This is a genomic window from Mycobacterium sp. DHQP2018-32-09 (assembly GCF_058148405.1).
On sequence record NZ_JBYVYK010000023.1, the window covers coordinates 67,531 to 84,793 of the forward strand.

The 17,263-nt window shown below is 68.6% G+C and carries 19 protein-coding genes; 13 read left to right on the forward strand and 6 right to left on the reverse strand.

Translation table 11 applies throughout. The features are described from left to right. Positions 1-110: 110 nt before the first annotated feature. The 6 genes from AC30CM_RS13300 (at position 111) to AC30CM_RS13325 (ending at position 5,056) form a co-directional block, all read left to right on the forward strand. Positions 111-542 carry a hypothetical protein gene (locus tag AC30CM_RS13300; RefSeq protein ID WP_490117350.1) on the forward strand — a complete coding sequence of 144 codons (432 nt, stop codon included), beginning with the start codon at positions 111-113 and terminating at the stop codon, positions 540-542. Between the two features lie 188 nt (positions 543-730). After that, positions 731-1,801, forward strand: coding sequence for a sodium:calcium antiporter (locus tag AC30CM_RS13305; protein ID WP_490117351.1), 1,071 nt, complete (start codon positions 731-733; stop codon positions 1,799-1,801). A gap of 317 nt (positions 1,802-2,118) precedes the next feature. Further along, the gene (locus tag AC30CM_RS13310) at positions 2,119-2,877 is read left to right on the forward strand and encodes an SDR family NAD(P)-dependent oxidoreductase (RefSeq protein ID WP_490117352.1); all 759 of its coding nucleotides are present in this window, start codon (positions 2,119-2,121) and stop codon (positions 2,875-2,877) included. Next, complete coding sequence (locus AC30CM_RS13315; RefSeq protein ID WP_490117353.1) at positions 2,874-3,017, forward strand: hypothetical protein; 144 nt, start codon at positions 2,874-2,876, stop codon at positions 3,015-3,017. The genes AC30CM_RS13310 and AC30CM_RS13315 overlap by 4 nt, the downstream gene beginning before the upstream one ends. Positions 3,018-3,138: 121 nt before the next feature. Further along, on the forward strand, positions 3,139-4,128 hold the full coding sequence (locus tag AC30CM_RS13320) for a hypothetical protein (RefSeq protein ID WP_490117354.1): 990 nt from the start codon (positions 3,139-3,141) through the stop codon (positions 4,126-4,128). Between the two features lie 133 nt (positions 4,129-4,261). Next, positions 4,262-5,056 carry an SDR family oxidoreductase gene (locus AC30CM_RS13325; RefSeq protein WP_490117355.1) on the forward strand — a complete coding sequence of 265 codons (795 nt, stop codon included), beginning with the start codon at positions 4,262-4,264 and terminating at the stop codon, positions 5,054-5,056. 29 nt (positions 5,057-5,085) lie between these two features. On the opposite strand, the gene AC30CM_RS13330 is transcribed toward AC30CM_RS13325, so the two are convergent. Beyond that, on the reverse strand, positions 5,086-5,952 hold the full coding sequence (locus AC30CM_RS13330; protein WP_490117356.1) for a 1-acyl-sn-glycerol-3-phosphate acyltransferase: 867 nt from the start codon (positions 5,950-5,952) through the stop codon (positions 5,086-5,088). A gap of 127 nt (positions 5,953-6,079) precedes the next feature. Between AC30CM_RS13330 and AC30CM_RS13335 the strand changes: the two genes are divergently transcribed. After that, the gene (locus AC30CM_RS13335; protein WP_490117357.1) at positions 6,080-6,883 is read left to right on the forward strand and encodes a transglutaminase-like domain-containing protein; all 804 of its coding nucleotides are present in this window, start codon (positions 6,080-6,082) and stop codon (positions 6,881-6,883) included. Between the two features lie 233 nt (positions 6,884-7,116). On the opposite strand, the gene AC30CM_RS13340 is transcribed toward AC30CM_RS13335, so the two are convergent. After that, complete coding sequence (locus AC30CM_RS13340; protein ID WP_490117358.1) at positions 7,117-8,445, reverse strand: S1C family serine protease; 1,329 nt, start codon at positions 8,443-8,445, stop codon at positions 7,117-7,119. Between the two features lie 22 nt (positions 8,446-8,467). Between AC30CM_RS13340 and AC30CM_RS13345 the strand changes: the two genes are divergently transcribed. Beyond that, positions 8,468-8,902 (forward strand): hypothetical protein, encoded by a 435-nt coding sequence (locus AC30CM_RS13345; RefSeq protein ID WP_490117359.1) that lies wholly within the window; start codon positions 8,468-8,470, stop codon positions 8,900-8,902. Positions 8,903-9,407: 505 nt separating this feature from the next. Here the strand turns inward: AC30CM_RS13345 and AC30CM_RS13350 are convergent. After that, positions 9,408-10,745, reverse strand: coding sequence for an aminotransferase-like domain-containing protein (locus AC30CM_RS13350; RefSeq protein ID WP_490117360.1), 1,338 nt, complete (start codon positions 10,743-10,745; stop codon positions 9,408-9,410). Between the two features lie 35 nt (positions 10,746-10,780). Between AC30CM_RS13350 and AC30CM_RS13355 the strand changes: the two genes are divergently transcribed. Continuing rightward, positions 10,781-11,452: a DJ-1/PfpI family protein gene (locus tag AC30CM_RS13355; protein ID WP_490117361.1), complete on the forward strand. Its 672-nt coding sequence runs from the start codon at positions 10,781-10,783 to the stop codon at positions 11,450-11,452. 10 nt (positions 11,453-11,462) lie between these two features. On the opposite strand, the gene AC30CM_RS13360 is transcribed toward AC30CM_RS13355, so the two are convergent. Next, the gene (locus tag AC30CM_RS13360) at positions 11,463-11,927 is read right to left on the reverse strand and encodes an SRPBCC family protein (RefSeq protein ID WP_490117362.1); all 465 of its coding nucleotides are present in this window, start codon (positions 11,925-11,927) and stop codon (positions 11,463-11,465) included. Between the two features lie 212 nt (positions 11,928-12,139). Between AC30CM_RS13360 and AC30CM_RS13365 the strand changes: the two genes are divergently transcribed. Next, positions 12,140-13,588, forward strand: a complete 1,449-nt coding sequence (locus AC30CM_RS13365) for an alpha/beta fold hydrolase (RefSeq protein ID WP_490117363.1) — start codon at positions 12,140-12,142, stop codon at positions 13,586-13,588. Positions 13,589-13,676: 88 nt separating this feature from the next. Here the strand turns inward: AC30CM_RS13365 and AC30CM_RS13370 are convergent, their stop codons facing one another. Beyond that, entirely contained in the window at positions 13,677-13,985 is a 309-nt protein-coding gene (locus AC30CM_RS13370) for a helix-turn-helix domain-containing protein (RefSeq protein WP_490117364.1), read from the reverse strand. A gap of 502 nt (positions 13,986-14,487) precedes the next feature. Between AC30CM_RS13370 and AC30CM_RS13375 the strand changes: the two genes are divergently transcribed. From AC30CM_RS13375 to AC30CM_RS13385, 3 genes are all read left to right on the forward strand, one after another. Further along, positions 14,488-14,856, forward strand: a complete 369-nt coding sequence (locus tag AC30CM_RS13375) for a DUF4345 family protein (protein ID WP_490117365.1) — start codon at positions 14,488-14,490, stop codon at positions 14,854-14,856. Between the two features lie 158 nt (positions 14,857-15,014). Further along, positions 15,015-15,569, forward strand: coding sequence for a hypothetical protein (locus tag AC30CM_RS13380; RefSeq protein WP_490117366.1), 555 nt, complete (start codon positions 15,015-15,017; stop codon positions 15,567-15,569). Then, a complete protein-coding gene (locus AC30CM_RS13385; RefSeq protein WP_490117367.1) occupies positions 15,566-16,558 on the forward strand; it encodes an NAD(P)H-quinone oxidoreductase in 993 nt (330 codons plus the stop codon). Before AC30CM_RS13380 ends, AC30CM_RS13385 begins: the two co-directional genes overlap by 4 nt. A 5-nt stretch (positions 16,559-16,563) precedes the next feature. Here AC30CM_RS13385 and AC30CM_RS13390 read toward each other — a convergent pair. After that, the coding region (locus AC30CM_RS13390) for an adenylate/guanylate cyclase domain-containing protein (RefSeq protein ID WP_490117368.1) at positions 16,564-17,263 on the reverse strand (700 nt) is incomplete at its 5' end.

Here is a 17,263-nt window from a genome sequence, read left to right on the forward strand (position 1 = left end):
TGCCGAGGGCGCGAGGTCACGGCCGGCCGCCGCGGCCGCGCCGATTGGACGACACGCCGTGACCCGTTCAGTCACCACCGAGACGGTCCCGCGGGGCGCACCCTGACGTCATGCTCGACACCGTCAGCACCGTCGTCGTGGCCCTGCTGGGCGTGCACATCGTCGTGAAGTTCGCCTTCTTCGCGCTCCCCTATCGCACCCGGCGGGCAGCCTTGGACAGGCAATACGGCGACCGGCCCTCGGCCACTGACACCTCCGATCGAGTACTGCTGGGGTTCACGGTGGCGCTGTGCGTGCTGCTGCTGTGGCGCGGCGTCGAAGCCGTGAGCTTCCTCGGCGGGTTGTGGATCGGAGCGACGTTGATCCAGCTGTACTTTCACCGGTTCCACGAGTCAGTGCCGCCGGACGAGAAGGCACCGGAGCCGACGTCGCCACTCAAGGAGATGTCCTACGCGATCCAGGCCGCACCGTGGCGACCGTGGCCGCAGATGGCTGTGCTCGCAGCCCTGGTGGCGTGGAACCTGGCGCTGATCGTGCGGTAGCAATCCTCCTGGACACCACACCTTGGCCCCGGTGCCCCAGACCGCCGAGAATACCGAGGCTTGATCTCAACCGGAGTTCAGGTCCTATGGTGCGGGCGGCCCAGTAGTGCGCGTTTCCTCACGCTCGTGTGATCGGGGGGCCTTCGGGTACTTCCTGCGGGGCGGGGGTCGCTCGAGAAGGATTGCGCATGTCTGGATGGTCGTCGTGGGCGTTGATCGCGGTTTTCGTGGCGGCTGCCGCAGCCATCTGGGTGGCGGGCATCTCGCTGTCCCATCAGACCGACATCCTGTCGACCCGCCTGCACCTCGGGTCCGCCCTGGGCGGTCTGATCTTGCTGGCGGTCGCGACGAACTTGCCCGAGATCGCCATCGTCGCCAGCGCGTCGCTCTCCGGGAACCTCGGCGTCGCCGTCGGAAACGTGCTCGGCGGCATCGCCATACAGACGGTCGTACTGGTTGCACTGGACGCGTTCGGGATTCGCGGTGAGCGGCCCCTGACCTACCGAGCCGCCTCGCTCGTGCTCGTTCTGGAAGCCGCACTGGTCGTGGCGGTGCTGGCGATCGTCGTTGCAGGTACTCAACTTCCCAGGTCCTTGATCGCGCTCCACGTGACCCCAGCGGCGTTACTGATCGCACTGACCTGGGTCGCAGGTCTGCTGCTGTTGCGACGGGCCAACCGGACGCTGCCGTGGCAGGCATCCGGCCAACCGCCCGACGGGCAACTGCATCCGCGCGGACACAGCACGACCCAGACCGAGCAGAAGGCGACCGAGCGTGGCATCGGCACGGCCAAGTCCGCAACAATCTTCGGCGTGGCCGCCGTGGTGACGCTGGCGGCCGGAGTGGTGCTGGAGCGCAGCGGTGACGAGATCGCCGGCCACGTCGGTCTGTCGGGTGTCCTATTCGGCGCGACCGTACTCGCTGCCGCCACGTCGCTGCCGGAGTTGTCGACCGGGCTGACGTCGGTGCGCAACGGCGACTATCAGCTCGCCATCTCAGACATCCTGGGCGGCAACGCGTTCCTCCCCGTGCTGTTCTTGATGGCCACCGTGATCTCGGGCAGCGCGGTGCTGCCGCAGGCGCACCACACCGACATCTACTTGACGGCCCTGGCCATGGTGTTGACCCTGATCTACGCAGCGGGATTGCTGTTCCGCCCGAGGCGCCGCGTGGCGCGGATGGGCGTCGATTCGTTGGCCGTCCTCCTCGTCTACGCGATGGGCGTCGGCGGACTCTTCGCCATCGCACACGCTCGGTGAGGCCGAATCGTCGGATCAACAGCCAATCCGCGAACCGCATGTATCCAGAAAGCGACGCTGGGGGGCTATTTGCTGCGGTAGATTGTCGTCGTCACCCCAGCCGGGGCGAACTACCAAGTCTGCATCGACGTATGCGGGCCCGCGAGCAGCGCGCTATTGGCTGGCGCGTGGGGAGGGGATGCTTCGTGGGCGGACCCCGACTGGGGTGGCCCGGAGGTCGCCAGCACGCGTCGACGATCACACCATCTCTGATGACGATGACCGGGATCAAAAACGATCGTTGGACGTGAACCGGCCCCGAGGCGTCCCATGTACTCATGACGTCATCGAGTTTGGCGGGACGCTCCGCCCTGGTCACTGGTTCCACATCCGGCCTCGGGGCGGGCATCGCGCGCACGCTCGCCGACGCCGGCGCCTTCGTCGTCGTCACCGGACGCACGCGAGCACGGGGCGAGGAGGTAGTCCGCGACATCGAATCACGCGGCGGCAGAGCGACGTTCATCGCGGCCGACCTCTCCGCAGGCGCCGACGCCGTCGAGGGGCTGGCATCCATGACGGGTGACGCCGTGGGCGGGCCCCTCGATATCCTGGTCAACAACGTCGCCACGCTGCTGCAGCCGAGTGCGACCGCCGACGTGCGCGCCGCGGACATCATGGACGCCTTCGGGGTCAGCGTCGCGGCGCCCTTCCTGCTGACCGGGCGCTTCGCGCCGGCAATGGCCCAGCGCGGTGCGGGTGCCATCGTGAACATTGGCTCGATCAGCGGCATCAACGGGGCAGCCGGCTCGGCGCTCTACGGAGCCACCAAGGCCAGCGTGCACGTGCTGACCAAGGCGTGGGCTGCCGAGTACGGGCCGTCGGGGGTGCGCGTCAACGCCGTCGCGCCAGGCCCCATCGCCACGGAGCGCAACGGGGAGTTCGCCCACGCCATCGCCCCTCTCCTACAGCGCATTCCCGCACGCAGGATGAGCACCGTCGACGAAGTGGCCGCAGCGGTGCTGTTCCTCGCAGGTCCCGATGCCGGCAACGTCCACGGCGCGATCTGGACGGTCGACGGGGGTACTACCGCAGTGTGACGGAGGGCGAATCGTCGAACCAGAACCGGCTCGATACCGGCCAGCTACCGTTGATCGATGCTGGATCGCGTATTCCGAACCGCTGCGACGCCACCGCGAACATCCTCGACACCAACGGCCGCCGAATCGTTTCCCGGTGATCTCGACGCTGCCGATCACTGGCTCCTGCGACGCGGCCTGCCGTCCGTCATCCCCTGGCGGCGACGATGGCGACAGGTCGTCCCCAGATCGGCACCTGCTTTCGCCGGCTGGGCGACGATCATGGTGTTGAGCCTCGTGGCGATGGTGGCCTCCGGGAATCGGGACGTCGACGTCGACGCGGCGACGTTCGAGCAATGGGCGGCCCTTGCGGCTCTGATCGTCATGCCCCTCGCTGCGGTGGCCGTGGGTCACTGCGTGTCGTTGATGGCGAACACGAGGAGACGATGGTGGATCGCGATCGCGTCGATCGTCATCGGCGTGACCGCGGATTGGTGGGGTGACGGTCTCGCCGACATCCTCCGCGACACCGCCACCGATCTCGGGATGGTCGTCGTCCTGCTGCTCGCAACGGGCGTCGGTCTGGGATCGGTGCTGGCCTGGTGCGGACGGCAGACGGTGAGGCATCTGAGGTCGGCGGCGGGCCTAACCGTTCGCGCGCTTCCGGTGGTGCTGCTCACGGTGCTGGCCTTCTTCAACACCACCGTGTGGCTGATCGCCTCCGATCTCGACGCGACCCGGATCTGCCTGCTGCTGGCCTTCCTCAGCGCCATCGCGATCGCATTCCTGGTGGCCGGTGTCCGTGACGCCTTGGGCCTCGGTGTGCCGACATCGACCATGGCAAAACCCAATCGATCGTCCATCGACCCAGTGATCGTCGAGCCACGGGATGGCCTCGTTCAACCGTTGCGACGCGCCGAACGCATCAACGTCTTGATGGTGGCGGTGACGTCTTACGTGGCGCAGCTGACGCTCATCGCCGGTGTCACCGGTGGGCTGTTCTTCGTCCTCGGGCTCATCGTCTTGAACCCCGCCGTCTTGGGGCGGCTCACGAATGGCGCCTCCGCCCAGAGCGTCCTATTCGACTTCACCCTTCCCGTGTCGGTCGCCCACGTTCACGTCACCCTCATCCTCACCGCACTGACGTTCATGTACGTCAGCGTCAAGGCCATCGGCGACGCCGAGTACCGGCGCGACTTCATGGATCCGCTCCTTGCCCACATGCGCGCGGCACTGTCGGCCCGCCATCGCTACGTCGCGCTGCTCCGCTGAGTGACCCGTCGTGACGTCGGCGCTTGGTCATGGGATTCACCGATGGCACCCATCACGGCTTCCGATGCCCGGCGGGAAGTCGATCGGCGCCGCGGTGCGTTGAAGACCGCATCACTGCGCCATCGTGGAATCGATGGCAATCGGCATCGACGAAGGGATGAGCATGACGAGAGACATGGCGCTGGAGCTGAGGGATTCTGCAAGCCTGGTCACGGGCGCCAATCGTGGCATCGGGCGGACGCTGGTGACGGCGCTTCTCGAACGGGGCGCGCGCAAGGTCTACGCGACGGCTCGTACCCCCTCCGAACTCGACTTCGACGACGAGCGGGTGATCCCGATCCAGCTCGACGTCACCGATGACGACGCGGTCTCCGCGGCAGCACGACGGTGCGGCGACGTCGCGGTGCTGATCAACAACGCGGGAGCGATGCTGGAGTCACCGTTCCTCACCCCGCGGTCCCCCGACGCGGCGCGAATCGAGATGGAGGTCAACTACTTCGGCACACTGGCGATGACACGCGCATTCGCTCCGATCCTCGCGGCCAACGGAGGAGGTGCGCTCGTCAACGTGCTCTCGGTGGCGAGCTTCTACTCCCTGCCCTTCAACGCATCGTATTGTGCGTCCAAGGCCGCAGCATGGTCACTCACCAATGCCGTGCGCCTCGAACTGCACGGCCAGGGCACGAACGTGATTGGCGTACATCCCGGTTTCGTCGATACCGACATGACGACCACCGTCACCGACCCGAAACTGTCCCCCGCCGACGTCGCCGCGCAAATCCTCGACGCCGTCGAGTCCGGATCACCCGAGGTCTTGACCGACGATCGCACCCGAACCGTCAAGCGGACGATCCCCGACCATCTCACGACGCTGTACCCCGATCTGCAGCGCCGCTGGGACACGGGCGACTCGCCGTGGCGGAGCTGAGCTGGGACCGCGAGCAGCAGTCGAACGCCTCATCCAAGGAATGGCGTTCGACCCGCGGTCATCTCGGTCATCGCGGCCTGCATGGCTTCCTGGACCCGCGTCGCGTAGTCCTCGGCCGTCTCCCCGTCGTGCGCGGGCATCGCCGGCAGCACCCGGGTGACGAGCTTGGTGGGCAGGGGCAGATAAGGCAGCATGCCGACGGCGCCCACGTTCAGTCCCCACGGCAACGACACGCTGACCGGTGCGGCCTTGACGCGCAACAGCTTGTCCAGCCGCAGAGCGCGAGCGAGCCGCTCCCCGCTGGAGATCACGAACAGCGACTCCCCGGCACCCGCGGTGACGATCGGGACGATGGGCACGCCCTCCTCGATGGCCAACCGGGCGAAGCCGTGACGGCCACCGAACTTGACGAGATTGCGCTCCTCCCAGGACTTGGCGGCGTCGACGTCCCCACCCGGGAACACCGCCACATGTTCGCCGCGCGCGAACGCCTCCTGCGCCGCCTGCGGACTCGCCGGCCGTGCGCCCAGCGGTTCGATGAGCGGACCGACACCGAGCGTCCACGCCAGCTGATGCGTCAGGATGGTGACGCCGCGGTCGAGGTGTAACCGTTCGAAGGTGGCGGCCACCGCGAAGACGTTCAGGTCGAAGATGCCCCCGAAGCCGTGATTGGCCACGAACAGGACCGGCTCGGCGAGTTCGCCGGTCTCGACCGTGATGTCCAGGCGGTTGTACCGCCGGACGAACTCGATGCCGAGGCGACGGAACGCCGCGGCAGCAGCACCCACCAGGTCGCCGGACCCGTCCGTCGACTCGGCGTCTACCTCCAGCGCGGACAGCAGGGCGTCGGCCAGTTCTTCGGCATCGGCCCGTTCCTGCGGTTCTGACCCGGTCATGAGACCTCTCGACGGTTCCGGCCGATCTTCATCGACGATGATGCCCCATCTCGTCGAGCGAGGGGGTGGAAATTCGCCGAGCAGGTCGAGCGAGCGCCCGCGCCCGGCGTCTGGCAGCATGATGGCGATGGAACGCCGTGTGACAGCCGAACTCGACATCGCCGTCAGCGACGCGACGACGTTGGAGTTTCAGATCTCCGCGGCCCCCCACCCAGGCGCTCAGGTCACCGAGACGCTGTCGTTCGCGCTCGACGGAAGACCCATGGATGCCACGGAAATCATTGGCACGCACGGGAACAGGATTCACGTCATGGACGTCGAGTCTGGTCGTCTACAGGTGCACTACGCTGCGACCATCGTCGGCCGCAGCGAGGCCGCGACCCCGACCTCCTACGACAGGAGCCGTTACCTCAGACCCAGCCGCTACGCCGAGGCCGACAAGTTCTTCGGCTTCGCCGCCAAGCAGTTCGGCAAGGTCGGCGATCACGCGACACTGCTGGAGAAGGTGTCCTCCTGGGTCGGCACGCACCTGGACTACGTCCCGGGATCCAGCGACCCCATCGACGGCGCGGCGGATACCTTGCTCTCCGGCCAGGGCGTGTGCCGCGACTACGCCCATCTGGTGGTGGCCCTGCTGCGAGCACTCAACGTGCCTGCCCGGTTGGTGGCCGTCTACGCGCCGGGGTGCGAACCGATGGACTTCCACGCCGTGGCCGAAGCCCTCATCGACGATCAGTGGCGCGTGGTCGACGCCACCTGCCTCGCGCCGCGGCAGACCATGGTGCGCATCGCCACCGGTCGCGACGCCGCCGACACCGCGTTCTTGGACAACCACGGTGGCGAGATGACCTTGAACAGCCTCACCGTCACCGCCGTCGTGGACGGCGAACTGCCCAGGGACTCGATCGACCAGCTCGTCACGCTGGCCTGACGGCTAGCGGTCGTCGCGCACTGCGCGGCGGACCTCGCACGACAGCCGGTCGGACGAATCAGATGCGTTGGCTCCGACGTTCACCGTCCCGTGGACGAACCCGCGCCTGCCGCAAGAGGATGCGCACGACCCTCTCGAGACATGATGCGGCCATTGATCTTCGACGGTTTGGACGGCACGGTGTCCGGAACCGGCGCCCGGGCACGTCGGAAACTCCGCGCGCGAACAGCGCCTCAGCCAAGTCGGGCACTCGCCGAATGCAGGTCACCGGCCGCATCCGTCCATGCCACGTCGACCAGGTCGCCCGGTTCGTAGCCGTCCAGGGCGAGCAGGACGCTCAGTGGCCAGGCGACGGCCTGGCCGCCGACGTGGGTCAGACGATCACCCGGACGCAGCCCCACCGCGGCGGCGGCGCTGCCGGGATCGATGTCGGTGACCGCGACGCCCGCCGCACCCGGAGGCGAAATTCCCAGCGCTGCACCAAAATGCGCTTGAGGTCCCAGGTGTATCGCAGATGTCGCCATCCCCCGGTCTACCGCCTCGACGACCGCGAATGCGGCAGCGGCGGGGATCGCAAAGCTGCGCGGCTTCGGCGCACCGGTGTCGTCGTCGAAGTCGGCACTCGTGACGATCCCGACGAGGGCTCCGTCCTGGTCGACCACTGGGCCGCCGGAGTCCCCCGGGTTGCGCGCAATGGCCGTCTCGACGAGGCCTCGCTGTGTGACGTCGTGGCCGAACCACGGGTGCAAGAACGTATCCGACTGGTCGACGGCCACCACGGTGCCCATCGCGCGGGTGAGCGGCTCATCGTTGCCCCTGGCGTTGCCCAGGGCGGCCACCCACTGCCCGATACGGGGCAGCGGGCCCTCGGCGGCGGTGATGGTCGGCAGACCCACGGCGTCGCGCAGGTGCAGCACGGCGATGTCGAGGCTGCGGTCGTACCCGGCGACGGTGGCGCCGTAGCGTCGTCCGCCGACGATGACGGTCACGTCCTTGGTTTCGGCAACGACGTGGAAGGCGGTGAGGACCGTGCCGCCGGACGAGACGACGACGCCCGTTCCGCGACCCGCACCAGTGTCGATGCGCGCAATGGCGGGTTCGGCGCGTTGCGCCGCGGCGGCCAGGACGCTGGGGTCCCGGAGATCGAGCGTCACGGTGACGTCCGTCGAATCGCTCTGCGCCAGGCCGACCTGCTGCGCCGCATGGTGCAGTAGCGATTGGATCATTCCGAGCAGTCCGGGCAGTTGCGCCTGGGCCCCGTTGCTCGCAATGACGGAAAAGCCGTCGTAGGCGTGCGACGGCGTCACGCCGGGCCCGGGTGTGTACACGAATCGTCCCGTGTGCGGATCTACCAGGACGCTGCCGAACCGCGGCGCCACACCGAGGGCGTAGGACACACCGAACCCGTTGTTGCTCTGACCGTTCGGATCGACGACGACATTGCCGTCCGCCAGCGTGACGGGTGGCCCCAGGCTCACCGTCGGCGAGCGATTGAACAGGGTGTAGTGCACCAGATTGACCACACCTTGCCATGCGGCCGCCAGCGGGCTCGGAACGGGCACCGACCGTGGATCAGAGGAACGCGTGACCGTGGGCATCCCGGCGGCCTCCGTCACCGAGGCGGAGTCCGCGCTGCCCTGCGGCTTGGTGGTCGGGCCGACGCGGCCGGCGCCGCGGCTCGACGGGCCGGACTGGTTTACGTCCTGGTCGACCGGCTTCGCCGGCGGGGTGGTCCTGGCCGGTGTGTTGGCAGAGGGCGTGTTGGCAGAGGGCGTGGTGGCACTGGGCGTGTTGGTGATGGTGGGCGTGATGGTGATGGTGGTGCCGGCTTCGGTGGAATCGTTGAGCGGTGCGGTGGCATCGGGGCGACGGTTCGCGTCGTCGATCGTTACGCGTGTCTTCCGGTTCGTCTGCACTGGGCCACCTTTGGCCTTGGCATTGCCGCGCGGTGGCGCCATTCGATCGGCAGGGTCGGCGGCGGTATTGGTGCGCTGGGCCGGCTTCGAGGCGTTGGTGTGAGTGTCCGAGCGCGACGCGGACCCAGACCCCGAAGACTCCGAAGAGTTTGAAGAGCCCGAAGACCCCGAGGACGCCGAGGACGCCGTTGTCTTCGCACCGTCGTCGGCATTGGCGATGGCGGCGTGGGGCCCCAGCAGTAGCGCGGCACCGAAACCGACGGACGCAAGCCCGAGCAGCAGCCACCGCCGATGCACGCCGCTGGGTGATGGCCGCCGCGGCGGCGCGGCGTTCGTAGGCCCCGCGCGGCGGTGTCCGTTCCTGCCCGTCATGGTGTCGACATCCCCCGAACGTCTCGTGTGCACGCACCCGCGCTTCGCGGCGGAAGACGGTAGGGGATCCCCAGGTGACTTTCCGATGAAATGTACACCGGCGTCAGTAATACCGCTAGCGAATCGCGGATTTCCCCGATCCCGCCCGACTCGGCATGATTTGGCCTTCAAGATCAACGAATCTGGTGTGCACCGGCGACGTCTGCGACACGGCCGGCAAACCGTGCGTCGGCGGTTCAGCGATACGCGTCCTCCTCGATGACGCGGCGAACCGTCGCCAGCGTGTCGGCGAGCACCCCGTGGCCGACCGAGCCGAGGGCCAACCGCAGCGCCTGCGGCGGGTTGTCGACGATCGCGAACGGTTCCGCCGTCGACACCGAGATGCGCTCGGCCGCCAAGGTGGCGGCGACTCGGTCGGCACGGGCGTCGCTCGGGAGCGGCACCCAGGCGAAGTAGGACGCTGGATGCGCCACCATTCCGAACGGTCGCAGCGTCTGACGCGCGATCGCCTGCCGGGATCTGGCATCGTCACGTTTGTCGGCTTCGAGGCGCTCCACCGTGCCGTCCAGGAGCCACTGACACGCGACGGCGACGGTGAGCGCAGGCGTGTTCCAGGTGGTGGCGCGAATCGCGCGTGCCACGGCGGGCACGAGGGACTGCGGCGCCACCACGAACCCGACGCGCAGTCCCGTGGCGACGTTCTTCGACAGACCCGACACGTACACCGTGATGTCCGGGGCGATGGCGGCCAACGGAGGCGGCGGGTCCTCGGCCAGGTAGGCGTAGGACGCGTCCTCGATGATCAACAGGCCATGGCGGCGAGCGATCGCCACCAGGTCGGCACGCGCCTCCTCGTCCATGACCCAGCCGAGGGGGTTGTGCAACGTCGGCATGACGTAGACGGCCCGAACCCGTCGGCCGCGGCACGCCCGCTGCAGCGACTCCAGATCGGGACCACCCGGAAGTGTTGGCAAGGGCAGGGTTTCGAAACGAAGCGCCTCGGCTATGACCTTGAAACCGGGATAGGTCAGCGCGTCGGCGGCGACGACGTCGCCGGGGCGCAGCGTCGCCATCGTGGCGACCGCGAGCCCGTGCTGGGCACCGTTGGCGATGACGACGCGCTCGGGCGTGACGTCCAGCCCGCGGTTGAGCAGATGCGTCGCCACCGCGGCCCGGTCTCGTTCTCGGCCCTCGTGCGGTTGATACCGCAACAGCGCCTCCAAGTCGCCCGAGCCGGCGAGGTCGCGCAACGCACGACGCAACAGGTCGGCCTGGCCCGGCAGCGCAGGATGATTGAAGTTCAGGTCGACGGCGTCGGGCCCGAGGACTCGTTGGTCCACGCCGTGCCCAGCGGGCAGGGCGAGATCGCGCACGAACGTCCCGCGGCCGCGCTCACGGCTGACCAACCCCAGGTCTTCCAGTTCGGCGTAGACCCGTGTGGCCGTCACGACCGCGATGCGCTCCCGCGCAGCCAACTCGCGATGGGTGGGCAGTCGCCTACCCGCCTCGAGGCGCCCCGCCAGGATGTTGGCCGCCATCACGTCGACGATCGACCGATACCGGGCGGAGGGCACGGCCGAATTGTATGCATGACAATCGGTTGGTCGTCATGGATGGCGATTCGTACCGTGGGGTCCACCACATCGCCGGAGAGGACGCCACCGTGCACGTCGCCATATTGACCTTCGAGGGCTACAACGAACTGGACTCGCTCATCGCCTTGGGCGTGCTGAATCGCGTCGCCGGATGGCGCGTTTCGATCTGCGCGCCCGCCGCTCGGGTGACGTCGATGAACGGGGTGACCATCGAACGCATGTCCACGTTGTCCGAGGCCATCGCCGCGGACGCGGTGATCGTCGGCAGCGGCATCGCCACCCGCGAGGTCGTCGAAGCCCCTGAGATCATGCACGAACTCCGCGGCCTGGATCCGCGACGACAACTGATCGCAGCGCAGTGCTCCGGCGCCCTGGTGCTAGCGCGACTCGGATTGCTGCGCGGTGTGCCCGCGTGCACCGACCTCACGACCAAGCCGTGGGTGGTGGCGGCGGGGGTCGACGTACTCGATCAACCGTTCTTCGCCGACGACGGCATCGCCACTGCCGGGGGCTGCCTGGCGTCGCCCTACCTGGCCGCCTGGGTGATCGCACGGCTGCATGGTGCAGATGCCGCTCGCGAGGCCCTGCACTACGTGGCGCCCGTCGGCGAGAAGCAGGACTACGTCGAGCGCGCATGGCGCGCCATCGGCCCCTACCTACCGGTCGCGGCGGCCGCCCCGTCCTGACGGCGGCACCTCAGGACGCCGTCTGTTCCGCGAGCCGACCGAGGGTGTCGTTCAGCTGGTCCTCGGTGACCAGCGGGAACTTCACCTTCTTCAGCAGATCCTTGTCGGTGACCTTCGACCAGTCGTAGGTGTGACGCACCAGCGTCTGATGGGGTCCCTGGGGTTCCAACTCCCACAGCCACTCCCAGCCCGGAGGCTCGGTGCCCGCGGGCGCGGTCTTCCATGCCACCAGCTTGTCCTTGACGTACCCGGACACGTGGTTGTCGGTCTTGTACTCACCGCCCATGTGGTCACCCTGCATGTTCATCGTGAACACGTCACCGACCTCCTTGATCCGGTCGGCGTGGTCGACGCTGCGCACGAACCCGGAACCGTCGAGGGCCGGATGCCGCTGCGGATTGGACAGGACGTCGAACACCGCGTCGGCGGGCGCGTCGATGGTTCGTTCCACGGTCACCTTGGCTTCATTGCTCATCTCTTCACACTGCCCGTTTCTTCGCGATCCGACACGTGCTGATGCGATCGGGCCCCCAGCGCTACGATCTTGATCGTCGATCCGATCCGCGGACGACACGACCGAGCACTCGGCCGTCGAACTCGGTGGTGAGCGAGGTTCCCGTGAACGGCTGGAGTCGATCGGCGCGCCGTACCGCACGCCTCCTCCTCGCGACCGGCGCGGCGGTGGGTATGGCCACGACGGTCGTCGCCTGCGGCCAAGACGTGACACCGCCGGCCTCGCAGCCGCCGCCGTGGTGCCCGCAGATCACGGGTCACGACACGACGTGCGGCGTGCTCACCCGGCCGTTGGTCGATGGACGACCAGACCTGGGTACCGTGGACGTCGGCTATGCGCTGGTGCGGCACAACGGCGAATCACCCACGGCCGCAGGCACCTTGATCGCAAACCCGGGCGGGCCCGGAGTACCGACCATCGCTTACGGCATCGACGTTGCGGCGACCACCGAGAGCATGCTCGCCGACTACGACCTGCTGCTCGTCGATCCCCGCGGCACCGGCGCATCCACGCCGCTGGACTGTGGCGTCGACGAGGGCACCTTCGAAGTGGCCCCGCGGGAGTCCCAGCGGGCGGCGGTGGCCCACTGCGCCGACCGCCTGGGCCCACGTGCCGCCGGCTACACCTCGGCAGCCACGGCCGACGACTTCGACGCAGTCCGTGAGCACCTCGGCATCGACGACGTGATCGCCTACGGTTCGTCCTACGGCACCTACCTGATGACCGTCTACGGGCAACGCCACCCGCAGCACCTCCGGTCCATGGTGCTCGCGGGCGCCTATCCCCTGCGCTTCGATCCCCTCCAGCGACCCAATGCCGACGCCGTCGACCTGACGCTGCGCCGCATCTGTGAGCGCAGCGGCTCCTGCGACGGCCAGGCGGCCGTCGACGACCTGCGGGCGGTGACCGCCCGGCTGCGCGCCGCACCCCTGCTGCTGGACGACATCCAGGTAACCGAAGGCGAATTCGCCAACCTCGTCTTCGAAGGAGCAACGAGTGACGCGGGAGGCGACCCCGACGCGATGACGCCGCTCGGACGGCTGCCCGCGGCTCTGCACGCGGCAGCCCGAGGCGATGACGCCGCGCTGCGCGCCGTGCTCCGCGACGTCGTCGACGCCAACGCAGATTCCGATGGTGACGACGACGACCTCTACGTCACCGTGGCCTGCAACGACTACCTGACGCTGTGGTCGCCCGACGCCGACGACGCCACGCGCACTGCGGAATACCAACGGGCGCTGGCGCAGGCGGGTGTGCTGGGATCGTTCAGCGCACAGGGGTTCGCCGACGCTCAGCACGACGGGGGTGACGTGTGCATCCGCTGGCACGCCACGGCGCCACAACGGCCCGACCAGAGCGGCGTACCGTTCCCGGACGTCCCCGTGCTGGTCCTCTCCGGAGACCTCGATGCGATCACCCCGGATGCAAACGGCGAGGCCGCCGCCCGCCAGTTCCCCCGCGGCAGTCTGCTCGTGGTGCCCAACGTCGGACACACCCCCGACGTCGAACCGAGCGGGTGCGTCGCGGACATCGTCGAGCAGTTCCTGCGGACGGCTACGACGGGATCGGCCACCGACTGCCTGAAGCGCATACCGCCCATCCGCGTCGAACCCGTGACCTGACGGAGCACGGTCGCTCCAATTCCTCGGCACCCTCGAACAGCGCGATCCCGACGTGCTTGGCCTCACTCGGCGGCATCACGAGACCGCATCACGAGACCGCATCACGAGTTCGAGGCACCCGCACCGAGACGCCGGTCTCGAGCAACCGCGTCGGCGACAAGCCGAACGTCGACCGGAACCGATCCGACAGGTGTGACGGACTCGCGAACCCGGCCTCGGCCGCCGCGGTGGTGAGGTCACGACCAGCGGCCAGTTCCTCGCCGACACGGACCAGCCGGCACCACATGCGATAACGGCGCACGGTCGTACCGATCTCCCGCGTGAAGAGGTGCAGGAAACCCGACTCCGACATCCCGACGTGCGCGGCCAGTACCGCCGCCGCCGGTGCGACAGTCAAATCGTCGCCAATTACCGTGGCAGCTGCCAAGATTCGAGGATCGGGCGGACGGGCCGCCGAGGGTGCCGCGGCCTCGAGCCAAGACAGAGCGTCCTGGTCGTCGGACGGGGGGACGAGCAACCGGGTCTCAGCTTCGTGATCAACGCCGATGCCGTGGGCCGTCCGACGAAACCTCGATCGGCACACGGCGCTGCGCCGCGACGCCGGATCGAGATAGCACGACACCAAGGGCCCGTCCATGACGAGTTGGTGGGTGCGCCGTGGCGGAATGAGGACGGTACGTGCCATCACGCGCTGGTCTCCGACGCCCACGGTCAACGGTCCGTCGACACCAACGGCCAGGCACCACACCGCGCCGGAATGCGGGTTCAAGCCGAGCGCGGGTCCGGAGTACACGACCTGCCCTGGCCACAACCACACCGTCGGATGACAGGTTCGTGGAAGCGGACCGGCGCCGGCCTGAGACATCGTGGACTCCTCGTCAACTGATTGGGAGACTACCGTGGCCGGTTTCAGCATCGTCGTCGTCGGGATCTTCTTCGCGGGGATGGGACTCTACGCCCTGGCGGCTCCCGCGAAGCTGTTGTCGCCGTTCGGGTTCGAGGTGAACATCGGTGCCCAGCGCGCCGAAGTTCGCGCGGTGTATGGGGGTTTCGGGATCGCGATGGCCGCCGTCCTGGGCTACGCGCTGCACTCGCCGAACGAGATTCGCGCAGGCATTCTGTTTGCGGTTGCCGCGGCACTGGCGGGGATGGCGCTGGGGCGCGTCATCTCGGCGGTGTTCGGCGACCGTACGGCGTTCTACCCGAACTGGTTCTACGGCCTGGTCGAAGCGGTTGCCGCGGCGGCGCTGTTCGTCGAGGCTCGGTGATCGCAGGGTCAGCCGGTCACGTGTCGGCCCGCCGCGGTGAACTGGCGCTAGCACTACCCGCGCGGTCGGGTCAGCGCCATTGTTTCGGCCGCCCCGCTCGCGACAGGCTGATGCCACCCCTCGGAGGACAGAGCCGAGGCCCAAGAACAGGAGCAACCATGGTCGACACCCTGGTTCGCGAGGACCTCGTCCTCTCACACGCCGTCGTCACCGCCGAGGTGAGCGCACCGTTCGACCACGTGGACATCGCGGTGTGGCTCAAGACCCTGCCGACGCACGAATACCAACGGTGCGCACCCGGTGACCACAAGGCCGCCGGCTACACCGTCGACGACGACGGGACGCCGATGTCGATCAACGTCGAGATGATCGGCACGGGACTGGTGGTCCAGCAGTACCGCTTCGAGATCACCGAACCGCAGTACTGCAAGATGATCTCGCTGTCGGACGTCCTCACGCCCGCGGGCTGGACCAGCACCCAGGTGATCTGGGAATTGCGCATGGAACGGCTCGACGACGACCACTGTCGGTACACGAACACGGTGACCTCGCACCCCACGCAACACTTCCTCGACTTCATCGCCGCCCAGGGGCAGACGTTCGAGGAAGCGGCGGCCGCCCGCCAGGAGGCCTCTGGGCGACACTGCGAGGTGGAGACGCCGCGGTATGCCCACAGCATCGCCCGCCACGCCGCAGCCAGGGCAACGCGATGACCGGCGCCGCGATCTTCGAACGCCCCGGCCCGCCCGAGGTACTCGAGTGGCGGCCGGTCGCACCGATCCGGCCGGGGCCGGGTGAGGTGCTCATCGCGGTGGCCGCCGCGGGTGTCAACAACGCCGACCTGCTCCAACGTCGCGGCCAGTACCCGCAACCCCCGGGGCCGTCCCGCCCGCTCGGTCTGGAGTGTTCCGGGACCGTCATCGCCGTCGGTGACGGAGTGACGACGTGGTCACCGGGCGACGAGGTGTGCGCGCTGCTCGACGGTGGCGGTTACGCCGACGAGGTGGCCGTTCCCGCAGCTCAGGTCATGCCCATCCCCACCGGGCTGACCCTGGTCGAAGCGGCCGCGATCCCCGAGGTCGCCGCCACGGTGTACTCCAACCTGGCCATGGTCGCCGGGCTCACCGCGGGACACACCGTCCTGATCCACGGCGCCGGAGGCGGTATCGGCACCTTCGCCATCCAGTGGGCCACCGCGATCGGGGCTCGCGTCATCACCACGGCGGGCAGTGACGACAAGGTGCGGGTGGGACGAGAACTGGGTGCAGTGACGGCGATCAACTACCGCACCACCGACTTCGTGGCGGCCACCCTGGCCGCAACCGACGGGCGGGGCGTCGACGCGATCCTCGACGTCGTCGGTGCGGACTACCTCGGCCGCAACCTCGAATGTCTCGCCGACGACGGGCATCTGGTGATCATCGGCGGCGACACGACGGCGGCACCGCTGGACATCGGGCAGCTGATGGTCAAGCGCGCCAGCGTGTCGGCCACGATGCTGCGGCGGCGACCCCCGGGACAGAAGGCCGACATCGTGGCGGGCGTCGCTCGAGACGTCCTACCCCTGTTCGCCAGCGGGGCGGTCCGGGTCGTCGTCGACACCGTGGTGCCCATCGCCGACGCCGCCCGCGCGCACCGGCTGCTGGAATCCAAGGCCACCGTCGGCAAGGTCGTACTCGCCCACGACGACCACCGAGGATGAGCGCGTCACGCGCTCGCCTCCACCGGATAGATGCGGTGAGTCCCGGTGAGGCCCTTCAACTCGACCTCGCGGGGTGCACCGAAGGTCACCTCGGAATCCGGGCCCGAGGCGGCCCGTAGGTCCTCGCTGACCAGGATCTCGCCGCCCTGGGCGAGCGCCGCGATGCGTGCCGCCATGGCCACGTTGCGGCCGAACAGGTCGTCGCCCCGGCGCACCGACGTGCCGACGTGCGCGCCCATCCGCACCCGGATGCCGTCCCACCGCCGCGGGTCCTGCGCCAGTGCAGATTGCACCGCCACGCAGCAGCGCAGGGCATCGCCGGCGCGCGCGAACGCCACCATGAACCCGTCGCCCTGGTTCTTCACGAGGACTCCGTCGTGCTCGGCCACGGCTCGACCGATCAGCGCATTGTGGCGCTCGAGAACCCGCACCCACGCGCGGTCACCCAGCGATTCGTTGCGCTGCGTGGAGCCCTCGATGTCGGAGAACATCAGCACCACCCGCCCGTCGGCCGTGATGGCGGCGAGGTCGGGCTGTTCGACCCGCGCCCACCCGGCGAGGTCTTCGATGGTGCTGCGGACTCCGCCGATCTGCTTGCGCACCAGGGCATCCGCGGTGCGGACGGTGTTCGCCACCGCACGTACCGCCAGCGGCGCCACGGCCGCCGGCCCGCGGTGCCGCCGACCGGTGCCGCCGGCGCGGCGC

What these genes read in the sequence shown, in the direction of transcription:
- AC30CM_RS13300 (WP_490117350.1), top strand. Translation starts at nt 111, where the DNA reads ATGCTCGACACCGTCAGCACCGTCGTCGTGGCCCTGCTGGGCGTGCAC.
- AC30CM_RS13305 (WP_490117351.1), top strand. Translation starts at nt 731, where the DNA reads ATGTCTGGATGGTCGTCGTGGGCGTTGATCGCGGTTTTCGTGGCGGCT.
- AC30CM_RS13310 (WP_490117352.1), top strand. Translation starts at nt 2,119, where the DNA reads ATGACGTCATCGAGTTTGGCGGGACGCTCCGCCCTGGTCACTGGTTCC.
- AC30CM_RS13320 (WP_490117354.1), top strand. Translation starts at nt 3,139, where the DNA reads ATGGTGTTGAGCCTCGTGGCGATGGTGGCCTCCGGGAATCGGGACGTC.
- AC30CM_RS13325 (WP_490117355.1), top strand. Translation starts at nt 4,262, where the DNA reads ATGGCAATCGGCATCGACGAAGGGATGAGCATGACGAGAGACATGGCG.
- AC30CM_RS13330 (WP_490117356.1), bottom strand. Translation starts at nt 5,952, where the DNA reads ATGACCGGGTCAGAACCGCAGGAACGGGCCGATGCCGAAGAACTGGCC.
- AC30CM_RS13335 (WP_490117357.1), top strand. Translation starts at nt 6,080, where the DNA reads ATGGAACGCCGTGTGACAGCCGAACTCGACATCGCCGTCAGCGACGCG.
- AC30CM_RS13355 (WP_490117361.1), top strand. Translation starts at nt 10,781, where the DNA reads ATGGATGGCGATTCGTACCGTGGGGTCCACCACATCGCCGGAGAGGAC.
- AC30CM_RS13360 (WP_490117362.1), bottom strand. Translation starts at nt 11,927, where the DNA reads ATGAGCAATGAAGCCAAGGTGACCGTGGAACGAACCATCGACGCGCCC.
- AC30CM_RS13365 (WP_490117363.1), top strand. Translation starts at nt 12,140, where the DNA reads ATGGCCACGACGGTCGTCGCCTGCGGCCAAGACGTGACACCGCCGGCC.
- AC30CM_RS13380 (WP_490117366.1), top strand. Translation starts at nt 15,015, where the DNA reads ATGGTCGACACCCTGGTTCGCGAGGACCTCGTCCTCTCACACGCCGTC.
- AC30CM_RS13385 (WP_490117367.1), top strand. Translation starts at nt 15,566, where the DNA reads ATGACCGGCGCCGCGATCTTCGAACGCCCCGGCCCGCCCGAGGTACTC.